The organism is Janthinobacterium sp. HH104, assembly GCF_001758715.1.
GTDB classification, from domain to species: domain Bacteria; phylum Pseudomonadota; class Gammaproteobacteria; order Burkholderiales; family Burkholderiaceae_D; genus Janthinobacterium; species Janthinobacterium aestuarii.
In genome coordinates this window covers 193,268-216,319 of record NZ_LRIB01000028.1, presented here as the reverse complement: position 1 = coordinate 216,319, position 23,052 = coordinate 193,268, and the positions used below count along the sequence as shown (strand labels likewise).

General features: G+C 61.5%; 18 protein-coding genes. 8 read left to right on the top strand and 10 right to left on the bottom strand.

Annotation, left to right across the window (positions count from 1 at the left end):
* Nucleotides 1–22 precede the first annotated feature (22 nt).
* The 3 genes from JAB6_RS11735 to JAB6_RS11725 form a co-directional block, all read right to left on the bottom strand.
* Nucleotides 23–3,361, bottom strand: a complete 3,339-nt coding sequence (locus tag JAB6_RS11735) for a DEAD/DEAH box helicase (protein ID WP_254671595.1) — start codon at nt 3,359–3,361, stop codon at nt 23–25.
* A gap of 188 nt (nt 3,362–3,549) precedes the next feature.
* Nucleotides 3,550–5,256, bottom strand: coding sequence for a methyl-accepting chemotaxis protein (locus JAB6_RS11730; RefSeq protein WP_070302939.1), 1,707 nt, complete (start codon nt 5,254–5,256; stop codon nt 3,550–3,552).
* Between the two features lie 207 nt (nt 5,257–5,463).
* Nucleotides 5,464–6,354 (bottom strand): LysR family transcriptional regulator, encoded by an 891-nt coding sequence (locus tag JAB6_RS11725; RefSeq protein WP_070302937.1) that lies wholly within the window; start codon nt 6,352–6,354, stop codon nt 5,464–5,466.
* 114 nt (nt 6,355–6,468) lie between these two features.
* On the opposite strand from JAB6_RS11725, the gene JAB6_RS11720 reads away from it, so the two are divergent.
* Nucleotides 6,469–7,650, top strand: coding sequence for a serine hydrolase (locus JAB6_RS11720; RefSeq protein ID WP_070302935.1), 1,182 nt, complete (start codon nt 6,469–6,471; stop codon nt 7,648–7,650).
* Nucleotides 7,647–8,837: an MFS transporter gene (locus JAB6_RS11715; RefSeq protein ID WP_070302930.1), complete on the top strand. Its 1,191-nt coding sequence runs from the start codon at nt 7,647–7,649 to the stop codon at nt 8,835–8,837. The genes JAB6_RS11720 and JAB6_RS11715 overlap by 4 nt, the downstream gene beginning before the upstream one ends.
* On the opposite strand, the gene JAB6_RS11710 is transcribed toward JAB6_RS11715, so the two are convergent.
* The 3 genes from JAB6_RS11710 to JAB6_RS11700 all read right to left on the bottom strand — a co-directional run bounded on the left by JAB6_RS11710 (nt 8,802) and on the right by JAB6_RS11700 (nt 10,885).
* Nucleotides 8,802–9,347, bottom strand: coding sequence for a DinB family protein (locus tag JAB6_RS11710; RefSeq protein WP_070302928.1), 546 nt, complete (start codon nt 9,345–9,347; stop codon nt 8,802–8,804). The two genes, JAB6_RS11715 and JAB6_RS11710, sit on opposite strands and share 36 nt — an antisense overlap.
* Nucleotides 9,348–9,378: 31 nt before the next feature.
* Nucleotides 9,379–9,978, bottom strand: coding sequence for a MarC family protein (locus JAB6_RS11705; protein ID WP_070302926.1), 600 nt, complete (start codon nt 9,976–9,978; stop codon nt 9,379–9,381).
* Between the two features lie 118 nt (nt 9,979–10,096).
* A complete protein-coding gene (locus tag JAB6_RS11700) occupies nt 10,097–10,885 on the bottom strand; it encodes a helix-turn-helix transcriptional regulator (RefSeq protein ID WP_083292680.1) in 789 nt (262 codons plus the stop codon).
* A 101-nt stretch (nt 10,886–10,986) separates the two neighbouring features.
* On the opposite strand from JAB6_RS11700, the gene JAB6_RS11695 reads away from it, so the two are divergent.
* The 3 genes from JAB6_RS11695 to JAB6_RS11685 all read left to right on the top strand — a co-directional run bounded on the left by JAB6_RS11695 (nt 10,987) and on the right by JAB6_RS11685 (nt 14,989).
* On the top strand, nt 10,987–11,901 hold the full coding sequence (locus tag JAB6_RS11695; RefSeq protein ID WP_070302924.1) for a DMT family transporter: 915 nt from the start codon (nt 10,987–10,989) through the stop codon (nt 11,899–11,901).
* Between the two features lie 41 nt (nt 11,902–11,942).
* Nucleotides 11,943–12,857 carry a toxin-antitoxin system YwqK family antitoxin gene (locus JAB6_RS11690; protein ID WP_139143364.1) on the top strand — a complete coding sequence of 305 codons (915 nt, stop codon included), beginning with the start codon at nt 11,943–11,945 and terminating at the stop codon, nt 12,855–12,857.
* A gap of 401 nt (nt 12,858–13,258) precedes the next feature.
* Nucleotides 13,259–14,989 carry a methyl-accepting chemotaxis protein gene (locus tag JAB6_RS11685; RefSeq protein ID WP_083292679.1) on the top strand — a complete coding sequence of 577 codons (1,731 nt, stop codon included), beginning with the start codon at nt 13,259–13,261 and terminating at the stop codon, nt 14,987–14,989.
* A gap of 1 nt (nt 14,990) precedes the next feature.
* Here the strand turns inward: JAB6_RS11685 and JAB6_RS11680 are convergent, their stop codons facing one another.
* Both JAB6_RS11680 and JAB6_RS11675 read right to left on the bottom strand, forming a co-directional pair.
* Entirely contained in the window at nt 14,991–16,142 is a 1,152-nt protein-coding gene (locus JAB6_RS11680) for an AI-2E family transporter (RefSeq protein WP_070302918.1), read from the bottom strand.
* 163 nt (nt 16,143–16,305) lie between these two features.
* The gene (locus tag JAB6_RS11675) at nt 16,306–17,316 is read right to left on the bottom strand and encodes a hypothetical protein (protein ID WP_139143363.1); all 1,011 of its coding nucleotides are present in this window, start codon (nt 17,314–17,316) and stop codon (nt 16,306–16,308) included.
* Nucleotides 17,317–17,439: 123 nt separating this feature from the next.
* On the opposite strand from JAB6_RS11675, the gene JAB6_RS11670 reads away from it, so the two are divergent.
* Nucleotides 17,440–17,739 carry a hypothetical protein gene (locus tag JAB6_RS11670; protein WP_070302914.1) on the top strand — a complete coding sequence of 100 codons (300 nt, stop codon included), beginning with the start codon at nt 17,440–17,442 and terminating at the stop codon, nt 17,737–17,739.
* Here JAB6_RS11670 and JAB6_RS11665 read toward each other — a convergent pair.
* The gene (locus tag JAB6_RS11665; RefSeq protein WP_070302912.1) at nt 17,718–18,779 is read right to left on the bottom strand and encodes a GGDEF domain-containing protein; all 1,062 of its coding nucleotides are present in this window, start codon (nt 18,777–18,779) and stop codon (nt 17,718–17,720) included. The two genes, JAB6_RS11670 and JAB6_RS11665, sit on opposite strands and share 22 nt — an antisense overlap.
* A 153-nt stretch (nt 18,780–18,932) precedes the next feature.
* Here JAB6_RS11665 and JAB6_RS29875 point away from each other — a divergent pair, with 153 nt between their 5' ends.
* Nucleotides 18,933–19,067 (top strand): hypothetical protein, encoded by a 135-nt coding sequence (locus JAB6_RS29875; RefSeq protein WP_302622665.1) that lies wholly within the window; start codon nt 18,933–18,935, stop codon nt 19,065–19,067.
* A gap of 529 nt (nt 19,068–19,596) precedes the next feature.
* A complete protein-coding gene (locus tag JAB6_RS11660; protein ID WP_254671593.1) occupies nt 19,597–19,941 on the top strand; it encodes an antitoxin VbhA family protein in 345 nt (114 codons plus the stop codon).
* 808 nt (nt 19,942–20,749) lie between these two features.
* Here the strand turns inward: JAB6_RS11660 and JAB6_RS28430 are convergent.
* Nucleotides 20,750–22,600, bottom strand: a complete 1,851-nt coding sequence (locus JAB6_RS28430; RefSeq protein WP_083292678.1) for a TniQ family protein — start codon at nt 22,598–22,600, stop codon at nt 20,750–20,752.
* Nucleotides 22,601–23,052 lie beyond the last annotated feature (452 nt).

The following is a 23,052-nucleotide window of genomic DNA, read 5'->3' as shown; positions in this document are numbered from 1 at the left end:
GTAAAGCATGGTCATGGGGCCGTCAACCCATCTCCACCAAAAACTCATGCATGCCCGTATGCGGCAACTGCGCACACGCGGGCGCGAAATGCGGCAATTGGCCCCACAGCAGCGGGTTGCCGACGATGTACACATGGTGCTGCGCGCGCGTCAGGGCCACGTTGAGCAAGTTCGGCGTGGCTGCCGCCCACTGCGCGGCACCGGCCGTGCTGTCATCGGCGCCGAGGACCAGCATCACCACGCTTTGCTCCTTGCCCTGGAAGGTATGCACGGTGCCCACCATCTGGCTGCTCCACTGGCGCAATTCGCGGGCAGTCGGCGCCTTGCCGTAGCCGAGGCGGCGGTCCCAGTCCATGTCGACGATGCGCGAGCGCAATTCGTTGCGCACGGCCTTGAAGGGCGTAATCACATACATGTCGGGCAGTTTGCCGTCGCGGCGGTACAGTTTCAGCAGCACTTCCAGCACGAATTCGAGTTGCACGGGCACGACCTGCTTGTAGCTGACAGGACCGGCGGCGTCGATCCAGCAGCTGGGGCCACGCGTGAGTCCCCGCGCGCCGGCCGGCGGCGTGCGCTCGCTCAAGCCATAGACCATCTTGTCTTCGTAGGCGATGCTGTTGGCCAGCGAGAACATCGGTTCCACGCAGCGGCGGTGTACGCGCAAGGGACTGCCTATCCACAGCGGCTGTGCGCTGCCGGCGCCGACGACGGCGCCATAGCGGTTGGCCTTGTCCGCCAATGTCTGTACGGAAACGGAAGTTGGCGCATAACTGCCATCCTGCGTGTGCGGCGACAGGGCGGACAAGGTTTGCACGAGGCGGCCCGGCACCGTGAACACGGGCTCGATCTGCAGCGGGTCGCCCACGACGACGGCGCGCTTGGCACGCCACAGGCTGCCCAGCGCCGCTTGCGGCACGGCCTGGCCCGCCTCGTCGATGAACAGCCAGCCCAGCGATTCGGCACCCATGCCCTGGAACTGGCGCGCGAACGAGGCAAACGTCGTCGACACGACGGGCACCACCATGAACAGGCTGTGCCAGACCATGGCGATGTGCGACTGGTCGTAGGCGCGCTTGTTTTTCAGCAATTTCGACACGGCCAGCAAGTTGCCGCCAAAGCCGGGTCCGCCTTTCTTTGCCACTTCCGCCAGCCATGCTTCATGCAGGGCCAGGGCCTTGGCAAACAGGCGCGAGCGCAGGCGCGCCAGGGCCGGTTCATGCCACAGGCCGCCAATTTGCAGCGCGTCGCCGTCCAGCTCGTCCAGGGTCGCCGGCGCGGCGATGGTGGGGAAGCGCATGCGCGCGCGGCGCAGCAGTTCCGTGCTGTCATCCCATTCGCGCTGGCGCGATTGCGCCGTGCGCAGGGCGATGTGCAGGCTGTTGCGCGCGCGTTCGCAGCGCGGCTCCAGCTCGCCCTTCAGCAGCAGCTTGATGGCGGACACGTCGCGCGCAGCCTGGCGCTGCGCCTCGGCGTTGGCGACGACGGCGTCCTTGTAGGTGCGCGCCGGCGCCGTGCGGAACAAGCGGGCAAAGAAACCGGGCTGCGTCAGCGCCACCAGGCGTTCTTCTTCCAGCAATTCCTTCTTGCTGGCAAGCAGGGTGTCCTGCTGCGCCAGCGCGTCGGACAGGGCGCCATTGGCCGCATCCATTTCTTCTTCGGCCGCAATCAGCGCCTGCTGGCTGCTGTGGATGAATTCGGCTTCCGTGCACGTACCCACGGCTTGCCACAGGGCCGCGTACTGGGCGTGCTCGGCCAGCGCCTTTTCGACTACGTGTTCCGTCTCGCGGAATTCGCGCGCCGCCTGGGCGAAGCTCACGCCCTGGTGGCTGGCCAGCCACTGGCGGATATTTTGCGCATTCGGCGTCTTGCGCGCCGTGGTCTTGTCCCAGTCGTCGTCATAGAAATTGCTGACGAAGCGGCGGCGGTTCGCGCTATTGCCCAGCGCGCAGGACATCAAGCCCCATGGCGCTTCCGCCTCACTCAGCGCGCGGTTGGCGCCATTGCCGTCGGCCACGATCCGGCGCGCCACGCTTTCAAAGTAGCGCGTGCGTGCCCATTCCTTACCCAGCTGCTTCGGTTTTGGCAGGTCGCCGGAAATGTTTTCCACGGCTGCATTGTTCGACGAAGCGACGACCATTTCAAAGCCCGTCAGTTCCGGGCGCAAGCGGGCGATGGTGATCGGGTCGCGCACGCCTTCGAAGGCCACGGCCACCTTGCCGATGAAGGCGTCGCCGGCGCGATCGAGGCAGGACAGCACGCTGGCCCGGCGCACGATGTTGTCGGCGAACAATTCGCGCAGCAAGGTCGTCTTGCCCGTGCCCGGCGGGCCATTGACGGAAAAGATGCCCCGCTCGCTCAAACCCGTGCGCGCGCCGTGGATGGCGAACTGTTGCATCAGGCTCATGGCGTAGCTGGCGTCTTCCAGCCAGTGGCCCCGGTTCATATTGCCCGGATTGAGCATGGCGGCCAGCGCCTGGCGTCCGGCCGGGCTGTACAGGTCGATGCGCTCATCCTGCGCCAGCGGCGTCAGGTAGGCGGCGACCGTCGCGGGCAACTTGCCGCCACGCAAGGCGCGGATGATCTGTTCCAGGTCATCGAGGTAAAAACTGTTGAGGATATCGATCGACGGTTCCACCGCGTCGCCAAAGTCCAGGTTGCGGTTCTGGCTGGACTCAAGCGCATCGGCTTCCGTGGCCGTTGCGCGTTTCTTGCGCGTACGCAATTCCAGCACGGCCAGCGGCTGGCCGGCGGACGGGTGGAAGCCGGCCCAGTCGCGCAACAGGTCGGCCAGGGCCGCGATTTCCATACCGGACAGGGGAGACGAGACATTGCCGGCCTCGTCCGTCACTTGCTGTGGCGTGCGGCTGGCCGCGAAGTTGCGCAGGCTGTCCTGCAGCGCCAGCTGGCTGTCGCTGAAGGCGTCCAGGCTCAGGCCAGACCAGTCCGGCGTGCGGGCGCGGCCCAGCGCCCACGGCAAGGTCGACACGGACACCGGATCGAACTGCGGCTCGCCCAGCGCATTGAGATTGAGGCGGGCAAAGCACGAGCGTCCCAGCAGTTCTGTTTTTTCTGTTTCGGTAATGTTTTCCGGGCCAGTGGCTGGCGGACAAGCCTTGTTGATTTCCGCCTTGTCGAACACGCCGAGGAACAATGAAAAGCCGTCGATCTCGCGGTCGGACGGTACTTGCCATTGCGTGGCGAACTGCGGCGGCAATTGCGCCAGCTGTTCGCGGTGCAGGAGACGCACGGTGGACTGGTCTTCAACGTCCGTGATTTGATTCAGGTCAAACGGGATAAAAAATTCGATCTTGTGCCAATACTCCAGGATAGCCAGGAGGCGCTGCTGTTCTGCCTGATTCATGATGACCAATATTTTGTAAAGCGAGCGAGGATTGTAAAGCGTATGCGCTGTGCACGTTTTGCACTTTTGTCTATTGCGCGGGCTTTGCCGCAAAAAAAAGTGGTATTGGCAGACGAAAAAAAGCCAGGCAGCAACTTCCTGCCTGGCTTTCCCCCGTTGCGATGTTGCTGAGGGTTAAAACTCGTGCATTAAAACTCTTCCCATTCGCTCTCGGCGGCCGCATTGCTGCGGCGTGCCGGCGCGGCCGCGACGGCCTTGCGCGCTGGCGCTGGCTTGGCCGCGGGGCGCGCGATGGCTGGTGCTGCTGGCGTGGCGCGCACAGGCGCCAGCTTGGCTGCGCTGGCGACATGGTTGCCGGTTTTAAAGAAGCCGACCACGTGGGCCAGTTCGCCCGCCTGGTCCTGCATGCTTTGCGAGGCGGCTGCCGCTTCTTCCACGAGGGCCGCGTTTTGCTGCGTCACTTCATCCATTTGGGCAATGGCCATGTTGATCTGCTCGATGCCGATGGTCTGTTCGTGCGTGGCCGACGTGATCTCGCCCATGATGTCGGTCACGCGCACGATGCTGTCGACGATGTCGCCCATGGTCTGGCCCGCTTCATTGACGAGGCGCGAACCCGTGTCCACGTTGGCGACGGAGGCGGCGATCAACTCCTTGATTTCTTTCGCCGCGCCAGCCGAGCGCTGCGCCAGGTTGCGCACTTCCGACGCCACGACGGCAAAACCGCGTCCCTGTTCGCCCGCGCGCGCCGCTTCGACGGCCGCGTTCAAGGCCAGGATGTTGGTCTGGAAGGCGATGCCGTCGATGACGCCGATGATGTCGACGATCTTGCGCGACGAGGCGTTGATCGTGCCCATGGTGTCGACCACTTGCGAAACGATGCTGCCGCCGCGCACGGCCACTTCCGATGCGCTTTTCGCCAGCTGGTTCGCCTGGCGCGCATTGTCCGCGTTCTGCTTCACGGTCGAGGTCAGCTCTTCCATGGCCGACGCCGTTTCTTCCAGCGAGCTGGCTTGCTCTTCCGTGCGGGACGACAGGTCGAGGTTGCCGGCGGCAATTTCGCTCGATGCCGTGGAGATCGCATCCGTGCCGTTGCGCACTTGCGCCACCACGCCCAGCAGGCTGGTGTTCATGGCTTTCAGGGCGCCCAGCAGGCGGCCCGTTTCATCGCTGGAATTGACGACGATGTGCGATGACAAGTCGCCCGAGGCCACGGTTTCGGCCACGCTGACGGCCGCATTGATGGGCTGGGTAATCGAGCGCGTGATGATCCACGCAACAAAAGCGCCCAGCAGCACGGCCACGCTGCCCAAGGTAATCATGGAGGCGCGCGCGCTGTTGCTCAGCGTTTCGGCTTCCGTTGCCGCCTGCGCCGCCTGCTCGCCTTCATACGCGACCAAGCTGTCGAGCGCGCCCAGCACGCGTTTCAGGCTCGGTGCCGCCTGCTGCGTCAGGAAAGCGATCGCTTCGTCCGTCTGGCCCGCATTGCGCAGCTCGATGACCTTGTTGTTCAGCGGCGCGCCCGATTTCAGGGCCGCGTCCAGCTCGGCCATCAGCGCCGTTTCCTTGTCCGTCGAGATTTTCTTTTGCAAGGTTTTCTTGGCGGCGCCGTATTTCTTGCGCGACTCGCCGATCTTTGCCAGTTCCGCCTGCACCAGCGCTTCCGTCGGCGCCACGACAATGCTCGTGATCGCCAGGGTAATGTTGCGCACGTTGTCGCTCATGGTATTGGCGGCCGCCATTTTGACGTTCTTGTCGGCCACGATGTCGTGCGTGCGCGCGCTCAGTTGTCCCATGGAATACAAGCCGACGAGCAAGACAGCCACCAGCAGGCCGAGGACGACAGCAAACCCGATCCCGAGCCGGGTGCCGATTTTGAATTGTGTGAGTGACATGATTGCTTTCGTATTGCGGAAGTGAGGGAAAACATCGGACAGGCCGGGGCTACGGGTTTATACGTAGCGGCGGCTAGCCTGTAATTGTTCCTCAAAATTCCGCACTGCAATACAAAAACTTGTATCAAGTCCGTGAAAAGCTGAAAAACTGGTAGCAACTTGATTAAGTTGTCGTGTGGAAACAACGAGCGCGGTGCTGATGCGGGTTCAGCTTTCCGGAAACACGTGGGTGGCGAGGAAATCGATGAAGGCGCGCAGTTTCGGCGTCAGATGGCGGCTGCTGGGCCACAGGATGCGGAAGGCGCCGTCGTGCTGGCGGTGCGCGTCCAGCACCGGCTGCAAGCGGCCCGCGGCGAGCGCCGCGCACACGGCAAAGTCGGGCAGGGCGGCGATGCCCAGGCCGCTTTCGGCAAAGTGCAGCAGGGTCTCCACATTGTTGCAGTTGAGCAGGGCCGGCAAGCCGGCCGCGTGCAGGGCCTGCCATTCGGGCAGGGGCCAGGCTTCGACCTTGCCGCTGCTGGGAAATTTGTACAGCAAACAAGTGTGATGTACGAGGTCGGCGGGAAGCACCGGCGTGCCGTGCTGCGCCAGGTAAGCGGGCGCGGCCACCAGCTGCAGCTGGAACTGGCCCAGCTGGCGGCTCATCAAACGGCTGTCGGCGCTCTCTCCCGCGCGCACGACGGCGTCATAGCCTTCCTCGATCACGTCGACCCGGCGGTCGCTGAAGTCGAGGTCGAGTTCCACCAGCGGATAGGTGCGCGCGAACGCGGCCAGCACGGGATTGAGCAAGCTGCCCACCTGCGGCAAGCTGACCCGCAGCCGGCCTTGCGGCGCGCTCTTGCTGTTCGATAACTCCAGCTCGGCCGCTTCGATCTCGCCGAGGATGCGCCGGCAGCGTTCCAGGAACACCGTGCCTTCGCTGGTGAGCGCGATGCTGCGCGTGCTGCGGTGAAACAGGCGCACACCGAGGCGCTCTTCCAGCCGCGCGATGCTCTTGCCCACGGCCGAGGCGGAAATGCCGAGCACGCGGCCCGCCGCGACAAAACTGCGCGTTTCGGCCGCCTGCACAAAGGCCGTGAATCCCGCCAGGTTATCCATGTCGATCCTTGTTGATTGCGGATGCCAACGTCCGCACAGACAGAAACTATAGCCTGTTTTTCTTTTATCGCGCCTGCCTTACCTTGGCAGCCTGATCATTTGAAAGGCTTTGTCATGACTTATAACTTCTCTCCCGCGGCCCTGTCCGCCCGTATCGATCCCTTGCTGGACGTTGTTCTGCAGCAGCAGCGCCTGGTGGGCGCCGTCGTGCTGGTGCGCCAGCGTGGCCAGGACATTTACCGCCGCGCGGCCGGCCACCTGGACCGCGAGGCGGGCACGCCCATGCGCGAGGATGCCTTGTTCCGCCTGGCGTCCGTCAGCAAACCTATCGTCTCTGCGGCCGCGCTGGCGCTGGTGGGGCAAGATAGGCTGGGCCTGGACGACCTGGTAACGCGCTGGCTGCCGTATTTTGCGCCGCGTCAGCCGGACGGTACGGTGGCGGCCATCACCGTGCGCCACTTGCTTACGCATACGGCCGGGCTCGACTATGGCTTTTTCCAGCCGCCGGGCGGCGCGTATGCGCAGGCCGGGGTGTCCGACGGCATGGATGCGTCCCGCATTTCCCTGGAGGACAACCTGCGCCGCCTGGCCACGGTGCCGCTCGCATATGCGCCCGGCGAGCGCTGGGCATACTCGATTGCCACCGATGTGCTGGGCGCCGTCATCGAGCAGGCGGCCGGCATGCCGCTGGCGCACGCCGTGGAATATCTGGTGACGGTGCCGCTGGCCATGCGCGACACGGGTTTTGTGGCTGCCGACCCGGCGCGTCTGGCCGTCGCGTACGCGGACCGCGCAGCGGGAGAATCCCTGCCGCGCCGCTTGCGCGATGAGGGTGAAGACCATCTGCCGTTTCTCGATGGCATGGCAGGGTTTGTGTTATCTCCGGCGCGCGCCCGCGATGCGCAGGCGTATCCATCGGGTGGCGCCGGCATGGTCGGCTCGGCATCCGACTTCATGCGCCTGCTGGAAACCCTGCGCCTGGGTGGCGCGCCCTTGCTGCCAGCCGGTCTGGCGCAGCAGATGGGCACGAGCCAGACTGGGGCGTTCGATTTGCCGTTCTGGCCGGGCCGCGGCTTTGGCCTCGGCTTTACCGTGTTGACGGACCCGCTTGCTGCCGCCACGCCGGAGTCCGTCGGCAGCTGGCGCATGGGCGGCACGTATGGCCATTCGTGGTTTGTCGATCCGGCGCAGGAATTGTCCGTGGTGGCGTTTACGAATACGGCACTGGAAGGCATGGCGGGACCGTTCGTGACGGAACTGTGCCAGGCGGTGTATGGCGTGATGGAGGCGCCATGACACGGCCGCACCCGATCGTCTTCCTCGCGCTGGGTCTGTTCGGCGTGTACTGCATCGAGTTTGGCGTGGTCGGCATCTTGCCGATGATCATGCAGCGCTACGGCGTGACGGCCGCGCAGGCGGGTTCCTTGGTAAGCCTGTTCGCCCTCGTGATCGCCGTGGGCGGCCCCTTTCTCGTGCTGCTGGCCACGCGCTGGCGCCGCAAGCGTGTGTTGATCGTTTCCCTGCTCGTGTTCGCGCTGGCCAGCGTGGTGTCGGCGTATGCGCCCCGCTTCGAGCTGCTGCTGGCGCTGCGTATCGTGCCGGCCCTGTTCCACCCTGTGTATTTCTCGCTGGCCATGGTGGCGGCCGCCGCCCTGTACCCGCCGCAACAGGCGGCGCGGGCCGGCGCGCATGCATTTACGGGCACCAGCATGGGCATGGTGCTGGGCATCCCGCTCACCACGTGGATCGCCGCCCAATATGGCTACGAGGCATCGTTCCTTGCCTGCGCCCTCGTCAACGCGCTGGCGGCGCTGGGGCTATATCTGTTCTTGCCGGACACGCCGCGCGAGGCGCCGCTGGCGTATGGACGCCAGCTGGCCGTGCTGCGCAAACCCGCCCTGTGGTTCACCATTACCGCCGCCGTGCTCGTGTTTGCCGCCATGTTTGCCGTGTATGCGTATGCGGCCGCGTATCTGCAGCAGCAGGCGGGCTTGTCGGCGCGCCAGACGGGGCTGGCGCTGGTGGTGTTTGGTATCGGTGGCGTGGCGGGCAATCTGTTCGCGGGGCGCCAGCTGGGTACGCACGTGCTGCGCACGGTGCTGCTGCAGCCCGTGCTGCTGGGGCTGGCTTACTGGCTGCTGTACCAGTATGCGGGCAGCGGTATCGGCTGGGTGCCCATGGCGGTGCTGTTGCTGTTCTGGGGTGCCGCGCATACGAGCGGGCTGATCGTTACGCAAGTGTGGCTCAGCAGCGAAGCGCGCGAGGCGCCGGCGTTTGCCATCGGCGTGTATATCGCCGCCATCAACCTGGGCGTGACGGTGGGCGCAATGGCGGGCGGCATCGCCATCGAGTCCTACGGCATGCCGGGGGCGCTGGGCTGCGGCGCGCTGCTGGGAGCCTTGGCGCTGGCGGCGATTAGCGTGAAAGCGTGGCTGTACCGCGCGCCGTCAGTCGGCAATATGGTTGGGGATGCGAAACAGTAAATCCGTGTCGCCAATGTCCACGCCCGCTTGCGACAGCAGGGTGCTGGCCTGGCCCCGGTGATGGGTCTGATGGTTGAAGAAATGCATGAGCAGGCTGAAAAATTCGCGCCGGTTCGGGCCCTTGCTGTTGCTGTAGTCGAGCAGGTGGTCCAGGTCTTCTTCGCGGATGGAGGAGGCCCAGTCGATGATGAGCTGGTCCAGCCATTGCCGGTGCGCGTGCATGGCGGCAAAATCCTCGGCCGCGAACAGCGGGTGCGTGAGCGACGCGGGCGGCGTGATGGCGCGGATGGGGTCGAGCAGGGGGAAGCCGGCCGGGTGCTTCGCATAGCGCTGCAGCCACAGGGTGTCGCCCACCATCACGTGATTCAGGGTGGCCAGCAGGGAGCCAAAAAAGGCGCCCCGCTCGCGCTGCAGCTCGCCGGGCGGCAGGCTGGCCGCCGCCGCATAGACCTTGGCATTCATCCACTGGTTGTAATCGGCCATCAGGCAAATGTGGGCGCAACGGCTCATGCTGGACTCCTTCAGTGGATGAATGCTGATGTTAAACGGATTTCAGGAACGCGCGTATGCCGGCGAGCAGCATCTCAATGGCCATGGCCGTCAGGATCAAGCCCATCAGACGCTCGAATGCCGTCATGACCCTTGGACCGAGCGCCCGCTGCAAGCGTTCGGCGCACAGGAAGACGGCCAGCCAGACGACGGCCACGGCCGTCAGCCCCGCCACGTGGGCGATCACTTCATTCATTTCATGCGAGGAAAACAGCAGTACGGTGGCCAGGGCCGACGGGCCGGCCAGCGCGGGGATGGCCAGCGGCACGATGAACGGTTCGCCGCCCATCTCGTGGTCGCTATTGCCCGCGTTTGGCTGCGGAAACACCATGCGCATGGCGATCAGGAACAAAATCACGCCGCCGCCGATGCGCAAGGCCACTTCCGACAATTGCAAGGCGTTCAGGAAATGGCGGCCGAAGAACATAAACAGCAGCAAGATGCCAAAGGCGATCATGCACTCGCGCACCACGACTTTCCAGCGCCGCTCGACGGGCACCCGTTTCAGGGCATTGACGAACAGGGAAACGTTGCCGAACGGGTCGGTGACGAGCAAGAGCAGGATAAATGTCTGGAAGAAATTCTGTGTCATGGTGGTGTGGAGATGAGGTCAACACCGTCGCCAGGATGGGCGCGGTGCGATAAGGCTTGCGATGATAACAAGCCTGCTCCCAATCGCCCATGATTATTGATGCATAGCAGCATTTTTTTTACGCAGCAATGACTTTAGCCTGGTAAAACGCGGTCGGCGTGGTGCCGAAATGTTTTTTAAACATGGCCGTGAACGCGCTTTGACTCGTGTAGCCGTTGTCCATAGCGACGTCGATGACCTTGACGCCTTGCGCCAATTGCTCGAGCGCCCGCAGCAATCGCGCCTGCTGGCGCCACTGGCCAAAGCGCATGCCCGTCTGTTTCTGGAACAGCCTGTGCAAGCTGCGCTCGGTGATCGCCAGTTCCTGCGCCCAGTGCGCCACCGTCTGCTGTTCGCCCGGCTGTTCCATCAGCCGCGCGCAAATGCCGCGCAGGCGCGCGTCCATGGGCAGCGGCAGATACAGGGGCAGCACGGGCAGGCTGTCGAGCTCGTGCAACAGCAATTGCAGCAGATGCCAGTCGCGGCTGCCTTCCGTGAAATCGGGCGCGATGTCGACGGCCGCCACGATCAATTGCCGCAGCAAAGGACTGATGTCGAGCACGCAGCTGTGACCAGGCAGCAATGGCGAATTGGCGCAGTTCACGAACACCGTGCGCATCTTGACGGCGCCGCTCATGCGCACCTTGTGCGCGATGCCGGGCTGCAGCCACACGCCGCGCGTGGGCGGCACCACCCAGCGCCCGCCCTGCGCCTCGATGGTCATCACGCCTTCGATGGCATACAGCAATTGCGCATGCGTGTGACGGTGCGCGGAAATCACGTGGCCGTGCGCATAGTCGACGGCCAGCGCCATGGCGCGCGCCGTGACGGGCAGCAATTCCTGAAAGGCGGGAGAGGAACAATCCATCAAATAAGGTCAGTTTTGCGATAGGTTCGGACATCTTAGCGCGAGAAGGCGCGGCGTGCCTGCGGCATGATGAATACCCGCAATTATTTATGGAGCCTCGCATGCCTGTGCGCGCCTATCTGTATCCATTTCTGGCCATGTTGCTGTGGGCCGGCAACGTCATCGTGTCCAAGCTGGCCGCGTCCAGCATCGCCCCCACGGCCATCACCTTTTATCGCCTGGTGCTGGTCTTGCTGGTGATGACGCCGTTTATCGCCGGCCCCCTGTGGCGCAACCGCGCCGCCATCCGCCGCCACTGGTGGCAGCTGGCCCTGTGCGGCCTGATGTCGATGGCCCTGTTCCAGAGTCTGTCCTACCGCGCCGCGGAAAGCACCACGGCGACGAATATGGCCATCGTTACGGCGCTCGCGCCTCTGATGACGGCCCTGCTCAGCGTGCTGCTGCTGGGCGAGCGCCTGACGGTCGGCATGGCGGCCGGCGGCGTGCTGTCGTTTGGCGGCTTGCTGTATCTGGTGGGGCGCGGCGACTTGCTGGCCTTGCTGCAGCAAGGCGTGCATGCGGGCGATGCGCTGATGCTGCTCGCCTCCCTGAGCTTCGCCCTGTACGGCGTGCTGCTGCGCCGCTGGCGGTTGTCCGTTCCCGCCTGGCAAGCCATTTACTGCCAGGCGCTGGCGGCCCTGGCGTGCATGCTGCCGTTCTTCCTGCTCTTGCCACCCGGCAGCGCCAGGCTGGACGCCACCACCTTGCCCTTGATCGGCTATGCGGGCATCGGTTCGTCCATCGTGCTGTCCTACCTGTGGATCGAAGGCGTCAAACTGCTGGGGCCGAACCGCTGCAGCATCTACGTCAACCTGCTGCCCCTGCTGACGGCCTTGCTGGCCATCGTCTGGCTGCACGAAAGCATGCATGTGTATCACCTGGTCGGCGGCGGCATCTCGCTGCTGGGCGTGCTGCTGGCGCAGACGGTACAGCGGCCCCTGTTCGGCCGGCGTCCTCGCGTATCCGGTCTTGCCTGAACGGCCATGCATAATGGCGGTTTTCAGGCAGTGGAGTGGGCATGCGGCAAACATTTTGGATGAGCACGATGGTGGCGCTGCTGGCGCTGGGAGGTTTGGCGCCAGCGCAGGCGGCGCGGTTCTACGAGGGTAAACCGATGGCCACCGCCAGCACCGTCGAGCGCGGCGCGAAAACCATGGACGAGGCGCAGGTGCGCACGGCGCTGGCCCATGTGCCGCAGATCGACGACAGCATAGCCTACGCACCCACGGGCGTGGCCGAGTTCGACACCATCGAGCATGGCCATGGCAAGCTGGTCGGCTATTTCAATATCGATGGCGATTTATTGCCCGGCAAGCCGGCCGATGCGCCTGCGTTTGCCTATAAAAAAACCTTCGTGGAAAAGGATGGCCATTTCCTCACGGTCACGTATCTGCTGGGCAAGGGCTGGAAAGGGAACCGCACACCCAGCTATCACATCAAGTGGATCACATGGGAAACGCAGCCGCGGCGCTTTGCCGCCAGCCAGGATGGGCTATTCATCGAGTACAACGTGAATTGCTGCGTGGGCAGCGTGTATGCCCGTGGCCAGTATGCACAGGGCAAGCGCACGGGGCAGTGGCACTACGAGGAGCCGAACACCATTCGCTCGTTTGGCGCCTTTGTCGATGACAAGGCCGAAGGGCCGTGGACGTATGAAAGTGGCGATGAAACGACGACGGGCATGATGCAGCGTGGCCAGCGCACGGGCCGCTGGGAAGTGAGCCCGGGCGTAGACGAATGGCGCGAAGTGGACATGCACAGTTTCACCGGCTACGACACGTTTGTGAAAGACCGCTTGAACGGCCCCAGCGAACGGCGCATCGACGGCGTGGTGCAATGGCAGGGCAACTATGTCAACGGCAAGAAGCAGGGCCAGTGGGTGGAACCTGGCGGTGGCGGCCTGTATGTCGATGACGTGAAACAGGGGCCGTAAAGGCGACGCCGGACGGTGGCTGGCAAATGCTGAGCATGCTCGATTGCAGAAACCGTCTATTAACATAACTGGCATTCCCACGCGACCGCGCACGATTGCGGAATGCCAGTTCTGCGCAAAAAACATCATCTACTTGTTACAAAGCGTGAAAATCCATGCTGGATGTTGCTACTAGTAATCTTTCCCTGTATCTTGCAGTCAGGAAATAAAAGTACAGGAAACCTCGACCTCGTTGCCCTGTCTTGCACTCCTGACGATATGCGCGGGCCGCCTTCCCCCCTGCCGCCGCACACGCCGTATCGACCTGTCCTGAACAATTCACGTGACCCGCCCATCAGGCGTTTGCTGCTATCCCGTTTGGCGGGCGCAGGCATGGTTGCGCCCCTACCAAGGAAAATTGCATGCTGTCGAACATAACAATAAAAATGCGCCTGATTGCCACCATGAGTGTGCTGGGCTTGCTGATCGCCGTGCTCGGCGTCATGAGTATCATCAGCCTGAAATCGGCCAACAACAGCCTCAACGAGGTCTACAGCAATCAGCTGGCATCGACGCAAGCGATCGGCGAATCGCAGATTCTGCTGGGCCGCGCCCGGTTCACGATGGACCGCGTGATGGTGCATCCCGATGCGGCCGACGCCAAGGATATCCTGGCCCGTGCCGAACAATTCATGGAAGCGTCGAACAAGTCCTGGAAGGTGTATTTGGCCTTGCCGCAAAGCGCGGATGAAAAGCGCCTGTCCGACGACATGGACAAGAAGCGCAGCGATTACATGAGCAACGGCTTGCTGGTCATGAGCAAGGCTTTGCGTGAAGGCAACGTCGCACAAGCGGACGGTTTGATGATGACGGGACTGACGCCGCTGTACCGCACCCTGGACCAGGCCGCTGAAACATTGACGCAGTACCAGGCCACTTCGGCCGCCCGCATGTATGCGGAAAGCCAGTCCAGCTATCGCACCCAGTTGGCCATGGCCATCGGCGGCGTGCTGGTGGGCGCCTTGCTGACGATTATTTCCAGCATCTTGCTGCTGCGCGCCATCTTCGGCCCGCTGGACCAGGCCCTGCGCCATTTCGGCGCCATTTCCGACGGCAATCTGGCCAATGACATCGTCATCACGCGCAACGACGAAATGGGCGCCTTGCTGACGGGCTTGCAGAAGATGCAGGAACGCCTGTCGACCACCGTGCGCGGCGTGCGCGACGGCAGCGGCGCCATCGCCACGGCCAGCAATGAAATCGCTTCGGGCAACCTGGATCTGTCCAGCCGCACGGAGCAGCAAGCGTCGAGCCTGGAAGAAACGGCCTCGTCGCTGGAAGAACTGACCTCGACCGTCAAGCAGAATTCCGACAATGCGCGTCAGGCGAACCAGCTGGCCGTCTCCGCCTCGGACGTGGCCGTCAAGGGTGGCGCGCTGGTGGCGCAAGTGGTCGATACCATGGGCACCATCAGCGAATCGTCGAAAAAGATCGCCGACATCATCGGCGTGATCGACGGCATTGCCTTCCAGACGAACATCCTGGCTTTGAATGCGGCTGTGGAAGCGGCGCGTGCGGGCGAACAAGGCCGCGGCTTTGCCGTCGTCGCCACGGAAGTGCGCAACCTGGCGCACCGCTCGGCCAGCGCCGCCAAGGATATCAAGCTGCTGATCGAAGCGTCGGTGCAGAACGTGGGCGCCGGTAGCGAACTGGTCAGCCAGACGGGCACGACGATGGACGAGATCGTGGCCAGCATCCGTCGCGTGACGGACATCATGGGCGAAATCAGCGCCGCCGGCCGCGAACAGGAACTGGGCATCGGCCAGATCAACCAGGCCGTGGCAGAAATGGATACCGTGACGCAACAGAATGCGGCGCTGGTGGAAGAAGCGGCGGCCGCTTCGGAATCGATGCAGGAACAGGCGGCGGCGCTGGCCGAAATGGTCAGCATCTTCAAGCTCGATGCCAACCATAGTGGTCCTGCCGCCAAGCCTGCCTTGCGCAAGCCTGTCGTGGCCGCCGCCAGCACGGCCTTGAAACGCCCGGCGCTGCGCCTGGCGCCAACCCGCGCCGCGGCAGCACCTGTCGCTGCCGCAAAACCGCGTTCCGCCAAGCCTGCCGCCGACAATAGCGGCGAGTGGGAAGAGTTCTAAGTTACTGCGCCGGCAGGGTGGCCTTGCTGCCCTGTTCCTGTAATCGCGCCGCCTCGGCCAAGGCCTGGGCGCGCGCTTCTTCCGCGGCCTGTTCCGCTTTCTCCAGTGCATCGTGGCGCGCCTGCAAGGCTGCTCGCGCGCGCACGAAGACGATCTTGATGGCCGCCATCACGGGCACGGACAGGAAGATGCCGACTACGCCACCGAGCTGGTCGCCGGCCAGCAGGCCGACGATCACCATCAGCGGACTCACTTCCACGCCTTCGCTCATCAAATACGGGTTGACCACGTAATCCTGGAACAAACGGTAGGCGGCGATAAAGCCGATCAGCCAGAACACGTGCTCGAAGCCGCTGAAACCGGCCACGACCACGGCGATGACGGCCGCCGCCAGCGGGCCCGCAAACGGGATGAATTCCAGCAAGGCGGCCGCGCCGGCCAGCAGCAGGCTGTACGGCACGCCCATCAGGGAAAAAGCGATGCTGTACGACACAAACGTGGCGATCGACAACAGCAGCAGGGCGCGCACATAGCGCGACAGCAGGATGTCGAGGTCATCGATGATGGCGCCCCAGAGTTTCTTGTTCGGACGGTTCAGCAAGGACAGCAAGCCGTCGCGCATGTCCGGCCCTTCCTTGATCAGCAAAAAGCTCAGCACGGGCACCAGTACCAGATAGATCAGGTTGCTGGCCGCATGCATGACGGTCAAGCCCAGCTCTTTCGCCAGCGGCATCGCTTGTCCCGTACCGCTGCTCAGCTGCGTCTGCATGAACGACAGCAGGCGCGCGCGCAACGGCTCCATGAATTCCGGCAACGGGATGCGCTCGGCAAAGTTGTTGCCCTTGAGCAGCGTCGGCAGCTGATCGCTGAGCTTGATAGCCTCTTCCTCGATGCGCGCGCCGAAGATGGAGCCCAGCACCGCCACCAGCAAGATCACCACGAGGAAGACGATGCCGATGGCGGCCGTGCGCGGCAAGCGTTTCGGGCCATGGCGTTCGAGCAGGCCGATCAGCGGGTACACGAGGTAGCTGAAGAAAATGGCAAAGACCACCACGATCAGGGTCGACGAAACCTTGTAGGTGAGAAACAGCAGGAAGGCGATGAGGAAAGCCGTCCACACCATCTTGGCAACGCGCAAGTTAAAACCGAACATATGAATTCCTTAGGGGCAGGATGCGACGCAAGCGTGACTGGCTTGAAGGGCAGGGTGGGCAAGGCAGGGACAGGGCCGCGCCGCACGGCCGGAAATCATACCGCAAAATGCCAAAATGCCATGCTCTTGTGCGTAATGGCAATGCTTTCCCTATGCGCCTACCTTATTTTTCCCGCCAGCTGGCCACGGTGATGAGGACGCCATCGTCCTTGTTTGGTTCGCGCAAGGTCACCGTATAGCGGCCGCTGGCATCGCTGCCCGTAAACACCACCTTGTCGTCATGGCCTTTCACTTGCGCGCCCTTGGCCAGCTTGGCGTAGGTGTTGAGTACCCAATGGAAATCGGCATAGCTGCGCAAGGTGATGTCGGCATCGGGCATGGGCTCGTCACCGGCCTCGGCCGCTTCCGTCGGCGTGCGCATGGGCAAACCGGCCAGGCCCGCCGGTGTGACGATCTTGCCGCCGCTGGAGCTGCTGTTCAATTCCGCATTCGGCAGCAGCAGGTGCAGCAGGCTGGCGGAAAAGCCGGGCGGCACGTCGCTCGGCTCCCAGCCGGGCTGGCCGGGGCGGGTCGTGATGTATTCCACGGCAGCAATGCTTTGTCGCTGTGCCGGCGCAGCCTGTGCCAGCATGGTCGGCAACTGCCGTGCCCAGACCAGCAGCGGTGCGGCCATCTCATCCTCCGCGCCCGGTGGCAGGAACACCGTCAGCACGGCGTGCGTGGATGGCAGGCAGGCGGGGGTGGCGTCGCCGATGGCGGCCTGGCAATTGCCGTTGACCAGGCCCAGCGCCAACAGCTTGCGTTGCGGATCGAACAGCATGGCGGCGCGCCGTGCACCGTGTGTGCCGGCATCGATGGAGGCCAGCACGGAACGCCCGTCGGGCAGCATGGTGCGCGTGATGTCGTCGAGTGAATACATGCTGTCGAGCACCTGGCGCGCGATCAGGGTGTTGCCCTGCGTATAGCTGCCGCGCGCATAGCCGAGCAGCTTGAAGACGTCGGCGCGGATCTCCGGATGCGCACTCAGGCGCAGCGGCGGCGATGGCACGGGCACGGTGGCGGCCACGAAGGCGGCATCTTCGGCAGAAATAGTTTCTGCCATGGTGGAAAGCGGCAGGCACAGCGCGGCGCACAGCGACAGCATGCGTAGAGTGATTTTTCCTGGGGTGTTCAATGGCCATCCTTGTCGAGACGCCATGCCGGACCGGTTGCCGGCATGCGCGGGCCGCGATCTTAGCATTTCAGGAACAAATCTCTTTCTGCCAAGCTTGGCTATTGAATCACTGCCCCCATTGCCATGGCCCAGATCTCGTGTGTCGGCGCGGCCAGGAAATTGCGCATGGGAGAGAAGGGCTGCTTCTATACCAGTTCGTTGTACCGAGAAGACCACGCCAAGGTGAGCCGTTTGATCCGCCCCATGCTGGCATTCTTCGAGAGCAAGGACATTCCCTTGACCATCCTCAAGATCGGTGCCCGGGACAGCTGGTACGAGGTGGACCCCGCGCAGCGCGATCCCTGGAAGATTTCTCCGCAAGCCTTGCTGGCGCTGCTCGACGCGACTCCGGACGGCGGTGTTCAGGCGGCGTTCAGCACGTAGCGGTTCTTGCCGCTTTTCTTGGCCTGGTACAAGGATTCATCGGCGCGCCGGTAGCTGTGCGACAAGTCCGCTTCCTTGAGCAGCTCTGCGACGCCGATGCTGACGGACACCTTGCGTTCCGGCACGAAGGCCGCCTCGACGCTGTCGACCAGCTGCGCGGCAAAGGCGCAGGCCGCGTTTTTTTCGCCCAGGTAAATGACGGCAAACTCCTCGCCACCAAGACGTCCGCACAGGTGCTCGCCAGACAGTTTGGCGATCACATCGGCGATTTTTTTCAGTACTTCATCGCCCACGTCATGGCCGTACACGTCGTTGATCTGCTTGAAGTCGTCGATGTCGATCATCAGGAAATAGGCGGGCGTGCGCGCCGTGCGCTGCAGGGTGCGGGCGCCCTGCGTGAACATGCGGCGATTGTTGAGCCCGGTCAAGCCATCCTTGTAAGCCATCGTCGCCAGCTCGCGCTGGGCGCGGTAGTTATGGATGCGCAGGACGAGAAAATAGATATTCAGCGCCAGGCCGATGATGACGCTGATGGTGACGGCCAGCACGGGCCAATGCTGGTCGGCCTGGCCCGCATGCACGGGAAATTGCCCCAGCCCCAACATGGCCCACACGCATAGCGATACGCCCAGGTAATACGCGATGCCGCTGAAGATGGGCGCCGTCGTCAGGGTGATCATCACCCCCAGCGGCAACACCCAGAAAGCAGGGTCTTCCGTGCTCAGCATCAGCACGCGAAAGCCGAACGCGATGAACAGCACACTGATGGTGCCGCTGGCGATAATCGCCTGCAAGGACTTCGCATACACGGTCAGCAGCAGCCCGCCCAGCATGCCCGTCACACCCAGCGCCGCCTGCGCATGATCGAACGAAGCGCGCGGCAAGGTCAGGCTGAACGTGACCAGCCAGCAAGCCAGGCCAAACGTCAGGATGGCTATCGAAATGAAATGCAGTTCCTTGAAAAAGCGCTGCTGCTGCTCCCGTTCTCCTGAAAAGAACAGGTAATAGAAGGCAGGAGACAGACTGCGCGAAGTGAACATTCCATTCGTCCAGGCAGACAACAGGCCTTGCGGCAGGGACGCCTCCCGGCAACGGCAGGCGGCATGGCGCGCGTACAAAATTAGTTGCGCTCAGGAACTAGTGTACTGGTTTCTTGGGGGTAGTGGGGACGGAGAGCGTGGAAATGCGGCGGTATGGATACAGGTACTGTGAGCGTGATCGCTGCATCCCCGAAGGGCACGGTCTGGATGTTGAAAAAGAAAGCGGCCCTGCAAGAGGGCCGCCATGGCAACATCTCGTTGCTGTTATGTCTTGTCGTGTGCCATTAAAATTGAAAAACAGCATCTTGATTTATAAAGGATTTTCCATTTTCTTCGTCAAGGGCGCAATTCGCATTTGGCACGGAATGTGAAAAATCCGTAGATTCTTGTCACGATAACTGAAAAATTTCGAAACCTCGTAGGGGAGGCTTGGCGATGGCAGTTATGGCAAAATTTTGAGCGGCCTGGAGCGGTAGGTTTGGCTTAAAGGTGAGTAATCGTCGCCGATGCGAGTCATTCTGTACCGTACTGAGAAGGAATGCGTTCGAAACAGAGAAACATTCGACCGTAGCAGCATAGAACGCACAAGCAAATTGCGCAGCATGGATGTGCGCGAAAGTTAGTCGCTTACCGCATTTGACACGAAACGTGAAAAAATCTCGGAACCGCGACATGAAAACTGAAAAAAAACCCAAGGTCGCTGCCTTGCGCACCGGCCCGACCCGTGGTTTAGGCGCACGCATTGTGCGATGCCATGCGCTAAAATGGAGGCTGTGCTTACACTCTAAATTGCTGTATTTTGCGAGAGGCGCACGCCATGGCTAAAGATGTGAAGATTACGCTCCGAGTTAATGCCGAATTGCGCGCAGCTTTTTCCGCCGCTGCTTTACTGGAGGGTCAAACGGCCGCCAATATGTTGCGCGAGTTTATGCGGGCCTATGTGGACCAGTCGTGCGAGCGCTTCCAGAGCGGGGCCAGTGGCCCCATCTCTCCGGCGGAAAGGCGACGCCGTGAAGAGGCTGTGAACTTCGCCCGTGCGTCCATTGGACTGGAAGGCTTGAAACCATCTGAGACTGTGGAAGTCGCGACGTGTAAATTCATCAATGGTGAGATCTCGCTTGCCAATTTTTTGAGGTCCACGCATAGCACCCTAACAACTTAATGCGTGGATGACCAAGGTGGAAAGGTCGTCGATAGGTCTTTACAAGCTCATCTTGCGAGCTTCTGCAGGATTTCACGGTCGTCATGCATGATCGATTCCGCCAGGCCCATTTGGCGCTTAAAAACTGAGTTGTTATGACTAATTCGTAAAACTCTTTTCGCTCCCCGGGACGAGATGTTGAATCCTAGCCGGATCTGATGATCGACAGGCACGTCGCTGGCCTGTCCATTCGCAAACGAGCAACCGCATGGGCAAACAGTGGTACTTAGATGCTTAGTCAAATTCGCAATGTGACAAAATGCAATGGCGCTCGGCGCGCGTTGCACAGGATGCCCGCGGGAACGGATTTCCTCAAAGATTTTGATGTGCTCGCCGAAAGGTACTAGGTCGTGAGGTACCGAAGTCAAGCAACATGCGGTTTACCTCTGCAAGCTGACCGCAGCATTGGCCGGCAATCCGCTCAAGCCTTGCGATGCGCGCCATCAGATCGTCGTATTCAGCGGCTCGTTGCATTGCCGCCTGACTGGCTCGAATTTTCTTAAGGTCACGCCCCACGTATTGGATCTTGCGAGGCCATCCAGGCTTGGACGGATAAACAAGGCAAAAATACCTGCCTTGTCGCCAATACGCAGTTGCATGAATAAGACCCGCCTCTTTCAATTTGATTGATTCGTTCTCCAATGCCAGTAGCAGAACCCTGGCGTGCGCTATTGAAGCTGGAAGTTCAGAAGCTACCTTCTGTATTTGGTCCAATGGTTTGCTCGGGATCAAGTATTCCTCTCTGATGGCTGTGGTTTGCGACGAACGGTTAGCCGAATTCTGCTTTTTCTACTACGACTTCAGGCCAGTGTTGAAGCCGACAAGGGTTCTCAACGATGTCTGTTCTACGGAAGAAATACTGGCGACCACCATCAATCGAAGGGCCGGTAATTGGGCGCACAGAAATGGCTTTGAGTAGTGCGTTCGAGGATGTATTTCGTAGCCGGGCTAGCTCCACAACGGATATGAAGTCTTGTTTGAATTGCTGGAGGCTAGTTAGCGCTATGCGGCGACGTACGTGCCCACTGCCAGCGTTGATCTCGGCCACAATAAGGTTTCTCGACACCAGCTCGTAGACAACTTGCTCCTTCAGTTTAAGTATCTCAGCTGCCCTAGTCACTGATACCCACTCAACGGTCGCATTCCGTACACTTGTCAGCCAGGCGTGTAGATCGGCTGCGCGGAAATTTATCTTGCTGAGATTGCCGCCAAGCTCCAGGTCATATTCGATATCACCGCGCCGCCCAGCTCGAATGAGGCTACCTAGTTCAGAGGCAGAGACACGCATGTATCGAAGCACGTGGTCCAGACTCGTTCGGTCTTCCGTTGAGGGAATGGAGGTCGCCTTATTTCGGATTTCGTCAAGAAAGGCCACGATTTCACTTCGTCTGAAATGCCACCGATTACTGCGCCCAAAATTTGGCTTTGCATCCGCTATGAGAGAGCCATTTGCAACCAATTGACGTAAGCGACTCCGCTTTAGTCCGAGGAGGCGGGCAGTACTTCTTAGATCCAGGTAATCAGCGGAGACCGGCAGTAGCTGTGCAAGAACTTCTTTGTCTACCGTAACGAGATGCCTCTTCGCCGTTGGACTGAACTGATTTGCAGGAAACCTGTCTTGGTGAATCAGGCGACGAAGCGTTTGACTGCCAACGCCGGCCGCTCGCGCTGCGCGGGCGACACCTTGGTGGCGGTGATCTCGAATCGTTTCTATATTCAATAGGCGATGGCGCCCGCAGAGTTCGCCGCGCCAATGGTCAAGAAGGAACAGTTCAAATGCATCGCGCAAGAATTGAAATACGGAATCTCGTAGATCTTGGTAGATGACCTGATACAGCGGGCTGAATACCCGGCGCACGCTGGCATCGGCTGGAGCCGCCTCAACAAATCGCTCTAGGCATCGCCAGAATGAAGATGGCCAGTCTGCTAGAAGTGTCGCTGTCCCGGCAATCAACGTTGAGGCGACCGGCAATTCTTCGAGTCCCCGAACCTGTCCAGGGCGTTGCAATGTCGGGCCTTCGATCAACCTTCCCGCGTAACAGACTAGGCGCACTATTTGCGGCGTGTTTAGTAATGGTGCAGTCTCACCCAAATCCAGCGTCGCAGGGACTTCAAGCGATTTAGCCAGTATTTCGGCAATTCTGACTTCTTGACGGTATGCGCGCACCAGCACGCGCGCGAATTGAATTCCGCACTCGCATGCGCCGCGCAATATCGAACATTGTGTCTGGTATGCATGACATGCTGGGCACTGCTGAAGCAGGTGCACTCGATGCGTCGCACAGATTGTCGCCAGCTTCAGACGCCAGATGGGCCGCATCCATCTGGAATCTTCAATACACAAAGGGCACCACCGCCGATGCACGCGAGTGAAATCCGATGGATGCAACCCAAAGTCATTGACCGGAATATTGATGTAGGGACTCGATGGGCCGGAGAATACCGGTAGTGGCTGACCGTTGAGAGCCTGCGACAGCAGGTCAGGGTGCGAATAGTCTCCCTGGTCAAGAATGTGCCATAGCTCAAGTCCCAGGTAGCCGTTCGCGCACGCAAGCCGTTCAAAATAGTCGGTAAGCGCTTCTGATGGTGCAGGCAAAGGTCGTAGCGGTAGAGGTTTCATTTCCTTCCTCGGCCATACGCGGATCTGTTCATATCTCCGATCTGAAATGGTTCGCCCTGCCGATCTAATGGACGAAATGGGAACGTTGGGTGAAATGGGTTTAAGGCGCCAACACCTTCCGGCCAGATTGCACTGCTAAACGCTTCGCTCATTTCGCTAACGGAAATACTTTTCAGGGATTCCGAGGCGGCATGACCGTATGCCCCAATCAGGAGCTTCTTGATGTAGGCGACACGACCGTCGGTTGCATAGTGAACCCTCTTGGCGAACTCCCCCCATCCATATGGACGTGGATCGAGCGTTATGGGAAGGGAACCCGCCATCGATGTGAAGAGTTTGAGGCACTCCTTGTCTCCGGCCTCTTCACTCTGTTGAACAGAGAGGGAAAGGCGATGTGTGAATCGCCTGCGAAGTTGCTCGTTTACCTGAAGTTGTAGTGGTTTAATGTACCC

What these genes read in the sequence shown, in the direction of transcription:
- JAB6_RS11680 (WP_070302918.1), bottom strand. Translation starts at nt 16,142, where the DNA reads ATGTTCGGTTTTAACTTGCGCGTTGCCAAGATGGTGTGGACGGCTTTC.
- JAB6_RS11705 (WP_070302926.1), bottom strand. Translation starts at nt 9,978, where the DNA reads ATGACACAGAATTTCTTCCAGACATTTATCCTGCTCTTGCTCGTCACC.
- JAB6_RS11715 (WP_070302930.1), top strand. Translation starts at nt 7,647, where the DNA reads ATGACACGGCCGCACCCGATCGTCTTCCTCGCGCTGGGTCTGTTCGGC.
- JAB6_RS11670 (WP_070302914.1), top strand. Translation starts at nt 17,440, where the DNA reads ATGGCCCAGATCTCGTGTGTCGGCGCGGCCAGGAAATTGCGCATGGGA.
- JAB6_RS11730 (WP_070302939.1), bottom strand. Translation starts at nt 5,256, where the DNA reads ATGTCACTCACACAATTCAAAATCGGCACCCGGCTCGGGATCGGGTTT.
- JAB6_RS11700 (WP_083292680.1), bottom strand. Translation starts at nt 10,885, where the DNA reads ATGGATTGTTCCTCTCCCGCCTTTCAGGAATTGCTGCCCGTCACGGCG.
- JAB6_RS29875 (WP_302622665.1), top strand. Translation starts at nt 18,933, where the DNA reads ATGGATACAGGTACTGTGAGCGTGATCGCTGCATCCCCGAAGGGCACG.
- JAB6_RS11720 (WP_070302935.1), top strand. Translation starts at nt 6,469, where the DNA reads ATGACTTATAACTTCTCTCCCGCGGCCCTGTCCGCCCGTATCGATCCC.
- JAB6_RS11660 (WP_254671593.1), top strand. Translation starts at nt 19,597, where the DNA reads ATGGCTAAAGATGTGAAGATTACGCTCCGAGTTAATGCCGAATTGCGC.
- JAB6_RS11725 (WP_070302937.1), bottom strand. Translation starts at nt 6,354, where the DNA reads ATGGATAACCTGGCGGGATTCACGGCCTTTGTGCAGGCGGCCGAAACG.
- JAB6_RS11665 (WP_070302912.1), bottom strand. Translation starts at nt 18,779, where the DNA reads ATGTTCACTTCGCGCAGTCTGTCTCCTGCCTTCTATTACCTGTTCTTT.
- JAB6_RS28430 (WP_083292678.1), bottom strand. Translation starts at nt 22,600, where the DNA reads ATGAAACCTCTACCGCTACGACCTTTGCCTGCACCATCAGAAGCGCTT.
- JAB6_RS11695 (WP_070302924.1), top strand. Translation starts at nt 10,987, where the DNA reads ATGCCTGTGCGCGCCTATCTGTATCCATTTCTGGCCATGTTGCTGTGG.
- JAB6_RS11690 (WP_139143364.1), top strand. Translation starts at nt 11,943, where the DNA reads ATGCGGCAAACATTTTGGATGAGCACGATGGTGGCGCTGCTGGCGCTG.
- JAB6_RS11685 (WP_083292679.1), top strand. Translation starts at nt 13,259, where the DNA reads ATGCTGTCGAACATAACAATAAAAATGCGCCTGATTGCCACCATGAGT.
- JAB6_RS11735 (WP_254671595.1), bottom strand. Translation starts at nt 3,361, where the DNA reads ATGAATCAGGCAGAACAGCAGCGCCTCCTGGCTATCCTGGAGTATTGG.
- JAB6_RS11710 (WP_070302928.1), bottom strand. Translation starts at nt 9,347, where the DNA reads ATGAGCCGTTGCGCCCACATTTGCCTGATGGCCGATTACAACCAGTGG.